General features: G+C 40.2%; 18 protein-coding genes. 2 read left to right on the top strand and 16 right to left on the bottom strand.

The features are described from left to right. Positions 1 to 616: 616 nt before the first annotated feature. From Q0546_RS11895 to Q0546_RS11880, 4 genes are read right to left on the bottom strand one after another with little or no spacing between them, the layout of a single operon-like run. Entirely contained in the window at positions 617 to 1066 is a 450-nt protein-coding gene (locus Q0546_RS11895; RefSeq protein ID WP_298793318.1) for a hypothetical protein, read from the bottom strand. Beyond that, on the bottom strand, positions 1066 to 1416 hold the full coding sequence (locus Q0546_RS11890; RefSeq protein ID WP_298793316.1) for a hypothetical protein: 351 nt from the start codon (positions 1414 to 1416) through the stop codon (positions 1066 to 1068). The genes Q0546_RS11895 and Q0546_RS11890 overlap by 1 nt, the downstream gene beginning before the upstream one ends. Next, positions 1413 to 1886 carry a hypothetical protein gene (locus Q0546_RS11885; protein ID WP_298793314.1) on the bottom strand — a complete coding sequence of 158 codons (474 nt, stop codon included), beginning with the start codon at positions 1884 to 1886 and terminating at the stop codon, positions 1413 to 1415. Before Q0546_RS11885 ends, Q0546_RS11890 begins: the two co-directional genes overlap by 4 nt. Further along, complete coding sequence (locus tag Q0546_RS11880) at positions 1883 to 2107, bottom strand: hypothetical protein (protein WP_298793313.1); 225 nt, start codon at positions 2105 to 2107, stop codon at positions 1883 to 1885. Before Q0546_RS11880 ends, Q0546_RS11885 begins: the two co-directional genes overlap by 4 nt. Before the next feature lie 135 nt (positions 2108 to 2242). On the opposite strand from Q0546_RS11880, the gene Q0546_RS11875 reads away from it, so the two are divergent. Both Q0546_RS11875 and Q0546_RS11870 read left to right on the top strand, forming a co-directional pair. After that, entirely contained in the window at positions 2243 to 2458 is a 216-nt protein-coding gene (locus Q0546_RS11875) for an XRE family transcriptional regulator (protein ID WP_298793311.1), read from the top strand. Next, positions 2458 to 2679 (top strand): hypothetical protein, encoded by a 222-nt coding sequence (locus tag Q0546_RS11870; RefSeq protein ID WP_298793309.1) that lies wholly within the window; start codon positions 2458 to 2460, stop codon positions 2677 to 2679. Before Q0546_RS11875 ends, Q0546_RS11870 begins: the two co-directional genes overlap by 1 nt. Before the next feature lie 252 nt (positions 2680 to 2931). Here the strand turns inward: Q0546_RS11870 and Q0546_RS11865 are convergent, their stop codons facing one another. The 12 genes from Q0546_RS11865 to Q0546_RS11810 all read right to left on the bottom strand — a co-directional run. Further along, positions 2932 to 4410 carry a hypothetical protein gene (locus tag Q0546_RS11865; protein WP_298793307.1) on the bottom strand — a complete coding sequence of 493 codons (1479 nt, stop codon included), beginning with the start codon at positions 4408 to 4410 and terminating at the stop codon, positions 2932 to 2934. Position 4411: 1 nt separating this feature from the next. Further along, positions 4412 to 5050 (bottom strand): hypothetical protein, encoded by a 639-nt coding sequence (locus tag Q0546_RS11860; protein ID WP_298793304.1) that lies wholly within the window; start codon positions 5048 to 5050, stop codon positions 4412 to 4414. Position 5051: 1 nt separating this feature from the next. Further along, on the bottom strand, positions 5052 to 5252 hold the full coding sequence (locus tag Q0546_RS11855; protein WP_298793301.1) for a hypothetical protein: 201 nt from the start codon (positions 5250 to 5252) through the stop codon (positions 5052 to 5054). 122 nt (positions 5253 to 5374) lie between these two features. Next, the gene (locus Q0546_RS11850) at positions 5375 to 5626 is read right to left on the bottom strand and encodes a hypothetical protein (RefSeq protein WP_298793299.1); all 252 of its coding nucleotides are present in this window, start codon (positions 5624 to 5626) and stop codon (positions 5375 to 5377) included. Between the two features lie 118 nt (positions 5627 to 5744). Further along, positions 5745 to 6308, bottom strand: a complete 564-nt coding sequence (locus Q0546_RS11845) for a hypothetical protein (RefSeq protein WP_298793297.1) — start codon at positions 6306 to 6308, stop codon at positions 5745 to 5747. Between the two features lie 114 nt (positions 6309 to 6422). After that, on the bottom strand, positions 6423 to 6836 hold the full coding sequence (locus Q0546_RS11840) for a DUF5675 family protein (RefSeq protein WP_298793295.1): 414 nt from the start codon (positions 6834 to 6836) through the stop codon (positions 6423 to 6425). Next, positions 6811 to 6993: an anaerobic ribonucleoside-triphosphate reductase gene (gene nrdD / locus Q0546_RS11835; RefSeq protein ID WP_298793293.1), complete on the bottom strand. Its 183-nt coding sequence runs from the start codon at positions 6991 to 6993 to the stop codon at positions 6811 to 6813. The genes Q0546_RS11840 and nrdD overlap by 26 nt, the downstream gene beginning before the upstream one ends. Beyond that, positions 6990 to 7343 (bottom strand): hypothetical protein, encoded by a 354-nt coding sequence (locus Q0546_RS11830; RefSeq protein WP_298793291.1) that lies wholly within the window; start codon positions 7341 to 7343, stop codon positions 6990 to 6992. The genes nrdD and Q0546_RS11830 overlap by 4 nt, the downstream gene beginning before the upstream one ends. Before the next feature lie 106 nt (positions 7344 to 7449). Continuing rightward, complete coding sequence (locus Q0546_RS11825; RefSeq protein ID WP_298793289.1) at positions 7450 to 7704, bottom strand: hypothetical protein; 255 nt, start codon at positions 7702 to 7704, stop codon at positions 7450 to 7452. Then, a complete protein-coding gene (locus Q0546_RS11820) occupies positions 7701 to 8111 on the bottom strand; it encodes a hypothetical protein (protein WP_298793288.1) in 411 nt (136 codons plus the stop codon). The genes Q0546_RS11825 and Q0546_RS11820 overlap by 4 nt, the downstream gene beginning before the upstream one ends. 84 nt (positions 8112 to 8195) lie before the next feature. Then, complete coding sequence (locus tag Q0546_RS11815) at positions 8196 to 8816, bottom strand: hypothetical protein (protein WP_298793286.1); 621 nt, start codon at positions 8814 to 8816, stop codon at positions 8196 to 8198. Positions 8817 to 8819: 3 nt separating this feature from the next. Beyond that, positions 8820 to 9264, bottom strand: a 445-nt coding sequence (locus Q0546_RS11810; RefSeq protein WP_298793284.1) for a hypothetical protein, incomplete at its 5' end; no start/stop codon positions are given.

The raw sequence follows: 9264 nt of genomic DNA, 5'->3' as shown, positions 1-9264 counted from the left end.
CGAGCCTTTGAGTTTTGCGGCGTTCCTTGCTATCGCATCGATCGCCCCTCTGTAAATGTCGCTTGAGTATGCATCGCCGCCGAATGCTCCAAATGTGTTTTGATTAGCGATCAAGCTAAATTCTTGCGGCTTGGGTTTTCTTTTGAAAAAATTAAAAATCGTCTTCATCTCCTAGCTTCCTAATATTTGGATATTCCACGATCTTACCGTCTTTAATGATGGCGGCTACGAATTTTATATTTATGCCCATAACTCTTTTCCCGTTTTCGTTAAGCCATAGCATAGATTTATCTTGTATAACTTCGTCGCAGGTCCGGCAGGGCTGATTAGTAAAAAGTACGGTTATCATAAAGCCTATTATAGCTTTTTATTGTAAAGTTTTCAATACTAAATATAATAAAATCTCTATATATAGGCATTATATTAAATATTGAAAAGTAGATTAGGGTATTTTTAACCCTAATCTAATCTCTTATTTTAAAACCCTGCATCAGGGCTGATCCTAGCTAGGACAATATCGCTTCCCTAGTGCGCTTCCCATATCTACAAAGCCGGTAGGGTCGTTCATTTAGAATTAGGCTTATTCAAGAGGGCAAATTCGCCCCCTTTGATAAACTTAATTTGCCTGCTTTTTCAAAAACTCATCTAAATACCTGCGCTGTTCCTCAACGTCCGGCACGTTCGCCCAAGGATTTGCCCATTTATCCAAAAAGCTTTTTAGGCTCGCCTGCGTTATGCTAATAGTTTCTATCATCTCGCTTATGAATGTTCTTTCCTCGTCGGTTAGCTCATCCGTATCCTCTTTGTCGTTTAGGAAAAAATCGTAATATCTTTTATTGACCTCTAGCGCCTCGATAAACTCTAACGTCTGGAGACAAAACTCCTTTAAGTATTCTGGTCTATCTCTGTAAAAAATAGAGGCTAGCTCGCGCTCTATTTTATTCTCGTCTATCCGTATAATTAACCGTCCCTCTTCGTCCATACGCCTAGGGTTAAAAATTTGCGGGTTATTCTTTGATAAAGCCACCCTGCTGGCTTCGTAAAAGGCATTCATATTTTTCATCATTAATCTCCTTGTAATAGTTTTTCCATCTCTTCGCTTCCCTCATCGGTCGCATTATCTATTCTAAGCTCAAGCAGCTGCTTGGATAGCTCTATTTTCTCGTCTACCAACTCCTCTATGCGTTCTTTTAGGTCAATTATCTCTAGTCTGAGTCCCTTGAGTTCGTCGGTTGTGGCCTCAAGCATTATTTTTAAAGCTTCTTTTTTGTCGGTTACGCAAGCTAGCGAGCAATAAAGCTCGTATGCTACGTCGTAAATAGCCTTATGCGACAAGTTGTCCACCCCGCCCGCTCGTTCTGCAAGTAACTTATTAAAGCTCTCTTTGCTGCCGTCTTTTGGTGTAAACAAAATCATTTCTTTATCTCCTCTCTTTGTTCTTGGTTTTCGCTCTCCTGATCCGCGTTTTCTACATAATCCCAAAAAATACCCTGGTTAAGCGCATGGGCTTCATCTGCTAGTTCGTCGATAGTTTTAAAGCCTAAATGCGCAGCCCTTACGGCTCTTTGCAGGTTTTCAAATCTATCTTTTAAAAATCTGACTTGCTCCTCTAGCTCTGTGATACGGGTGTCGGTATGGACTAAAATCATTTCTTTGCCTCCTCTTTTTTCGGTTAGCTTCTTTTCTGCATATTGGGTTACGGCCTCCGCAATATCATCAATAACGCCGCTTAAAAAATAGCCCGCATTTATCATCACGTCGCTATTCATATTTGTAGCCTTTTGGAGGTGCGGCAAAGCTAATACTAGCGTGCTGATGTTGCTTAGCGCACTTGGTACTTCGTCCGCCAGGTCTAGTTCGTCATTTATTTCAAATACGAGTTTCATTTCTTCACTCCTTTCGTTTTCTCGTCAATGTAGCCTTGGGTGGCTATTGCGGCTCCGCCTATTAGCGTAGATAGAAAATAGTTTACGTTCTGCTCCGCTTTCTCGTTCGTTCCTACGGCTTTCTGATAATGCGGCAAAGCCTCTACGAGGTATGCTATTGCGCAAAGTGCATCAGGCAATTCGTTTTCTATGTCTAATGCATCGTCAAAACTTAGTGTCATCTGGGCTCCTTTAAAAGTATTTTGTTGTATTTATGATTTAATTATACAACATTTTACGATATAAGTCAATACTTAATACAACTTTTAGCAATAATTTTATAGAATAATACAACTAATTGAGATATGGAGTTAAAAATGAATAAAGAGAGATTTAGTGAAGAATTAAAAAAACTAAATATAACAAAAAAAGAATTTGCCGACATGTGCGGAATTTCTTATATGACTGTAAATAATTGGAATGATGAAAATAGACCTATTCCGGCTTGGGTCGATAGCTGGATACAAAACTACAAATTTAAAAACTTCTATGACGTCGTAAAAACGGAATTTGATAAACAAAAGGATATTTGATGTTTTACTTCCCGCAAAACGCTAGCGTATTTGTTTTTCTGCTCGTTACGTTTGTAGCTTATAGAGTCTACAAAAATATGGCTAGAAATAGCGCTTTGCACGATGCCGAGCTTAAAAGCGTGAAAGAAATGTATCAAAGAGGCTATGAAATACGCCTTAGCGATCTTAAGCACGTTACGGAGGAAGAATTAAACGATCTGCATATAAAATTTATACTTTGACGTTTCTACTTCTAAAAACTATTTAGATTGAAATCTAAAACCCAAAAAAGTTATGACACTATGACAAATTACTCGCCAGCTCCCTAAAATACGGCGTTTGATTGTCATAAATTATGTTATGACACCTTATGACACTATGACAATTTTATAGTCTCTGTCATATTGTCATAGGCTGTCATAGACTGAATTATGACACACTAACCCCCTAGAATACGGGCTTAGCGGTCATTTTGTCATAGTGTCATACAAATTCTAAATAATAGATATGATATTCCCATTCTCTATTTTTAATTTTGACTTGGTTAGGTTTATTAGCTCGTTTTTTGTCATATTGAATTTTCTATAAACTTCTCTTGCACCCATGGGTAACCTCTGTTTTTTTACAAAATCTAATATTTTATCCGCTAGTTCTAATTTATCAGATACGGTTGTGTTTGTGATCTTGTCGATTAATGGGCTAAAATCAAGATACCCTCTTAAAAACTCAATTCCTTTTTTTACCGTCTCATTGGATACTAAGTGTTCAAATTTATACTCTTTGTTGCTTTTTTTGCAGTCTCTGTATTTGGTAAATTCTTGCAAGTAGTGCAACGTTATAATAATAGAGCTTAGATTATAGGTTGTTCTTCTGTTTGCTAGACTCATAACCTTATATATCGTGCTATTACTTTGCTTGTATAGCCTATTGCTCTCTTGCTCGGCAGCCCTAACCCCTTTTGCAAAATTAATCAAAATATCATTAGTGGCTAGGTAGTTTCTATTTATTTCATATCCTGAAAATTCTTTTGCAAATTCGTAAATCTCGCTAGATAATTCCATGCATTCATTTTCTTTATGTGCCGGAATAGGAATTATTTGCGTATCCTTATAGTCTAGCTCATCTTCGCAATAAACCATAATACAACGGTTAAAAAAGCCGCCCTCTAAATGGTGCATAAGCTGTTTGGATGATAAATAGGCCAGGTTTGTATCGGCATAAAAAAAGAAGTTGGCTTGTTCTATGTAAGGCTCCGCATAGGCATTAATTTTTTGGCTAGGCGTCTTTATCCTATCCTTTCCATGTGCCGATACTATAAAGTCAATTATTGCGTCTTTATCCATTTTTAGGGTATTTCCTAGTTCTTCCATCTCTAGTATTTGCGTTTTTGTGGTTTCAAAGCACTGGCATAACCCTTCCAGGCTAGTATTTTTCTCGTGAATGCTACCTATGAGTTTATATTTTTTATCTGCATCTGCCTTTGAAATTTCCTTATCTTCAATCATTTGCCTTATTCTGTCTTTTTGCTCCTGCCTTGCTTCACGATCCGATCTACGTATGGGATCAAATAGTAGCTTGTTCTGAGTGCTAAAATTTATACCTTTTCCCACTCCGCTATCGCTTAGATCAAGCATATAAAAACCGCCCACTCTAAGGCCGCCATGCGATAGTAAAAAAGCGAGATTTTGGATCGCTTTTAGTTCTATTTGGGGATATGTGCTAGGAAGTGATTTTTTTAAAAGACCGGTATAGTCATTAAGCCAGCCAATACCAAAATCAAACTGCGACATATACCTACGCTTTAACCTATCGCTTTCTTCTTTTGTAATTTCTTCAATCTTCTCGGTGCTAGGTTTAGTTTCTTTGGGTATAATCTCTTCATTCTCATAGTTGAAGTCCTTTCGCCTAGCTTCCCTCGCTTTTTGGCTAGGCGAGGCTTTTGTTTCAGGTTCGTATCTATCTGCAAACGACATACTAATTCTCCTTTATTAATCCGTCTAGTATATTTTTAAATTTGTTCTCATAGTGCTTGTTGTCATTGGCACTAAACCTTATAAACTCGTAAAAATACGAGCCCACTAGCTGCACATCGGCATCTAGCTCTTTGTTCAAAATTTCCTTAGTCGCATCGTTTAAGCGTCTATCAAAAAGTATAATCTTTTTGCCCTGATAGGCCTTTAGGGCCTCTGTAAATTTAACTCCTGCGCTAAATTCGAATTCATCTTTGAAACATAGATAATCAAAGCCTAAAATCTCGAATAAAGGCGCATCCTGATAAGCTCCGCTTACCATCAATACGCGCCTGCCCGTTATCTTTTGGATGCAGATATTGGCGTTTCCGCTTCTAAACGGATCGCTTTGCGAGTAAAGCTCATTGTATAGCTCGCAATTAGCATAATCCAAAACGCGCATAAAGTGGCCTTTGTCGTTTTGTAGTATCAGAGTGATTTTATTTTTGGTATTTAGCCCTAAAAAGCCTACTAGGGTATCAAGGCCGCTAAAACTATCAAAAAAGCGTCTATCGTAAGATTTGTAAATTTTACCAAACACGCCTTTTTTATCATTTTGTAGGGCTTTTGTTAGCCTTTGTCTTTGAGCTTGTAAAATATCCATATCAAGCCCCTATCAAATCGCGCAGCTCGGCCTCGAGCTTGGCTAGTTCGCGGGCTCTAGCTTCTTTTTCCTCTCGCCCCTTTGCCACTCTTAGCTCCAGCTCTCTTTGCCGCAAGAATTCTTTGGCTTCTTTGATCTCTTTTTCGCTGTCTATCCCTAGCCTATATTCGTTGGCCCGGCTACCGTTTCCATAATGTCTCATAGTCTATCCTTTTTAAGAGATTAGATTAGGATTTTCTTGACTTTTTATGGGCAAAGGGTATAATAATCGTCTCACTTATTATTATAGTTCCTTGTCTTGCCCTTAAAAAGCTAGACAAGGGTTTATCCCTTTTGTTCGTTATTTAATAGCCACTCATTAATTCTTTTTCTGCTGTAGCGTATCACTCTGCCAAATTTACTAAACGGTAATGGGTTTTTATCGCCCAGCTGTCGTTTTCTCATGCGCATACGCTCCTGGGCTGCTATGTTCAAGCCGATTTCTGCTTCTAATTGCTCGGGGGTCATCCATTCATCAGCTAAACTTTGAGGTGTTGGTAGTGGTGTGGTGTTCGTATTGTTTGAAGTGACTAACATTGTAAATACTCCTCTTTTAATTTTGATTTGGAGTATTTTATTGCATAATGAGAAAAACCTTAAACAATTTTATTTTTAAAAACTAAAAACAATTTTGAGAATAACGCATGGAGATATTTTATGATGTAAAATGAGTTTTTTTCACAAATTTTTTTAAAACATTTAAAAGCTCATTTCTTTCAAACTCTTCTTTTGGAAGATTGTATATTTCAGCAATTCTAAGAAAATGTTTTTGATAATGCTCTGTAAGATCTCTTCTATTTTCGTATTTTTTCTCCATACTAATTCCTGAAAAGAAATTCATTTTAGCAGGCGTTTTGTAAGCATCTTTTAACATCTCTTTGTAGTTTGAACATCCTTGAAGTGCTATTGTTTTAATGGTTTTTAAACTATTTGAAGTTGGTATTCTTAATGTCTCTAAAATTTCCCTTTCTTCAACAGAAAGTATTAATGGATTATTTGGTATATATTCATCCAGTAGATATTCTACTACTTCAATATGATGGCTAATCTCTTTTTTTATCTTATCTATTTCGTTAAGATGCTGTATTCTCTCTTTTTCGTTTCTATTAAGCTTATAAAAAAGATTACAAAATTCTACTATTAAAAATGCTATCATTAGAGCGATATTTTTTGTTATACTTTTATCTTTAACTTTTGATTCTGTAAAACCGCTTTTCAAATCAAAGTGAATTTACGCTTAAAATCAAAGTGGATTAAAAACGGCGATTTTTCACTTTGATTTCTAACGTAAATTTTTACCTTTTAAACTCCCTTTTAAAAGGCTTTTAAAATATCATTTTATATCGTTAATAATCTCCACTTCAATGCTCTTGCCCTGGATAAAACTAAGCAAAGCTTCTAGCGTTTTGACGCTCTCAAATACTCCCTCGTCGTTCGCCCACTTGCCTACCAGTATGCAGCCCTCGGTATGCTTTGGATAGTTGCCCGCATGTATCTCGATATAGCGATCTTTCGCTACTCGCTCATTATGCAGCACCGGTAGCACGCGGTTAAATTTTGGCGACTTGTGCCACACCACACTATAAAGTCCCGCAGGTATGCGCCTATCTTTGCCTCGCTCGGTGGTATCGGGTCCTGCTGACTCTAGCGTATAGCCCGTCATCAGCACGGTATTTACACCCACTAGCTCAAATTTCCCGATCGTTCCGTCTTCGATGTCTTTATATCTGCGTATCGTAAGTTTCATTTTTTATCCTTTCTTTAAATTTTACGCGCTCCTTATGCTCGCCTTTTTTACCGACGTTAAAACTCTCTACCGGGCGGTGGTAGCCCATCACTCTCGTATAAACGATGCAGCGCGTGCGCCTTGCTTGCATGCTTTCCAGTATCTCGTCGTCCCTCATTTTAGCTCCTCTTCGTATTCGCTCTTTGCCAAGCCGCCGCTATCTCCGCCTAGGCTTTCTATCTTCTTGTTGGCGGCTTTGTCGATCTTTCTACGCACCCAACCTCCACCCATAAATGCTACAATGCCCCCGACGCCTAGCGAAAATTCAATATCGTGTATAAGAAATTTAATTATCGAGAACGTTGCCCCGCAAAGAAACGCCGCGGTAAGAGTGGCAGCAAGAAACGCCCATCTCGTGCGATGTTTTCTTGGTTTTCCGTCGTCGTCGAGCAGTCCCAAGGCCCCGCCAATGAGTCCCACTAGCAATACCCAAAGTAGGTACCAGTACTCTTTGTCGATCCAGCTCATCCCATCACCGCCCCGAAAATCAAGGCGAGCAGGACTGATAGAACTATCTCGAGTATCCTTTTTTTGGTGAGCCCGAAGTTTCTAAATTTCCTCATAACCAGTTCGCTCACGGCTTTTCTCCTACGCACAGTAAAAGCAGCCTTTCGACCTCTTCGTGATATGCCGCTACGGCTCCGGCGGTCGATGGATCGCTCTCATCAAAGCTAGGCTTTGGCGGCAATTCTACGTTGCAGCGCACGGGTTTGTCCACGTCTTGGTATTGGGTGCGTGCTATAATCCGTGGCTCAGCGCCTGCGCAACCGCAAAGTATAATGATCAAGCCGCAAATAAGGACAAATTCGATCGCTTTTTCTATCTTCATTTTCCTAGCCCCCTAAATAGCCTTTCGTAGTATCCCAGTTTCTTTTCGCATCCGCTGTCTTTTGGCGGAGGCTCCATGCTCTCGTATTTGGCTTGTAGCTCTTTTCTCAGCCCCGCTTGGCTTTGGCGGATCTGTTTCATATCTAGAGCCATGCTTTTGATAGCTTCGTTTTGCGCAGAGATCTTGGAGTTGCACTCGGAGAGATTTGCCGCATAAATTTGGCTTTCCGCCTCTTTGAGAGCTAGCTTCGTTTTCTCTTTTTCCAGCTTGTCTTTAGCATCTTGCGTTTCGGCTTTTGCGCTTGAAACTGCGCCATTTAGCCGCCATATTTCAATCCCCGCGCCACCTAGAGCTATCAGCAAAGCGACGCCAATGGATATTAAAAATTTGATATTCAAAAAGCCCATTTCACGCTCCTTTTAACAGTTTTATTGCGGCGGTGATGATTAGGACGGCTGCCGCGATCAGTACGAATTTCTTTGTCGATGCATTCATTCTTTGACCTTTCTCATGGGGTGAAACGCCCACACGGTTTTAAGTACTTTTTTGTCCTCGCCCTCAGTGTATTCGTGCCAGTTTGACGCGTTTGCGCCGGCTATATCCATGAGCTTCCAGCCGACGTAAATTCTGATATAAAAGCGTTTGCACCACCTAATCGTGCGGTAGTAGCCAAAACGCTCGCGCCCGTCTTTGAGGCGGCACTCTACCTTACACCACGAGCTTACCGCGCCGCCGTTTGACGTTACGGACGGGTCTCCGCTGGTTTTTATAGAGGCGGGGTCTATCTCGCTTGTTTTGACGCCGAGGTATTTGACGCAAAAATAGCCTATTCTATTACGCAAAAGCCAGCAAAGGCGCGCGAAATACGTACGGTTTTTAGGGGGCGGGAAGTGATCCCGTCTCCATCCGCCGTCGCCGTTTATGGCCGCGCTTTGTCCGTCGTAGTGGTCGTCCGCATCCTCAAACCAGCGAAAGCAGCGCGGCAGATGATCGTCGCTCTCTTTTGCGAAAAGCAAAGCGATTGGCACGACGAAAAAGGCAAGTATCTCAAGCGGAAGCTCGATGATGAAATTTTTGGCTACTTGTAGCCATTGTTTTAGGGTGGGTTTCATCGGCTACTCCTTGATCTCAATAACGTTGTCTTGAAAAATCGGCGTTATATATAGCTCATCTTTTTTTAGAAATATCGCCTTGCCGCTAAATATCGGCGTTGAGGCTCCAATAAGATTTGCTAACAAATTTTCCCTTCTTTTCCTAGAAAAGTCGCTGTCGCCTAGAATATACGGGACTGTAGCCCCTTCAAAAGTACTGCCGGGGCTGACAATGGGGCGCCCCTCGCCATAGCGAGCGTTTGGCGAATAGGATAGTTTTTCTCCATCAAAAATATAGCATACTCCCTCGCTAAAAGTACCTTTAAGCACTCCATTAAATCCGCAATACCCATAGTAGCTATTGCCGTCCGAATATACCGTATAGCCGTCTAGTACTTTTACTATGGTTAAATCCTTTACTAAGAATATTCTATTTTCGCCCATAAAACTTACAAAAATCTCTAGCTTG

Source organism: uncultured Campylobacter sp., from assembly GCF_937997465.1.
Lineage (GTDB): Bacteria > Campylobacterota > Campylobacteria > Campylobacterales > Campylobacteraceae > Campylobacter_A.
This window is presented reverse-complemented; position numbering and strand designations above follow the sequence as displayed.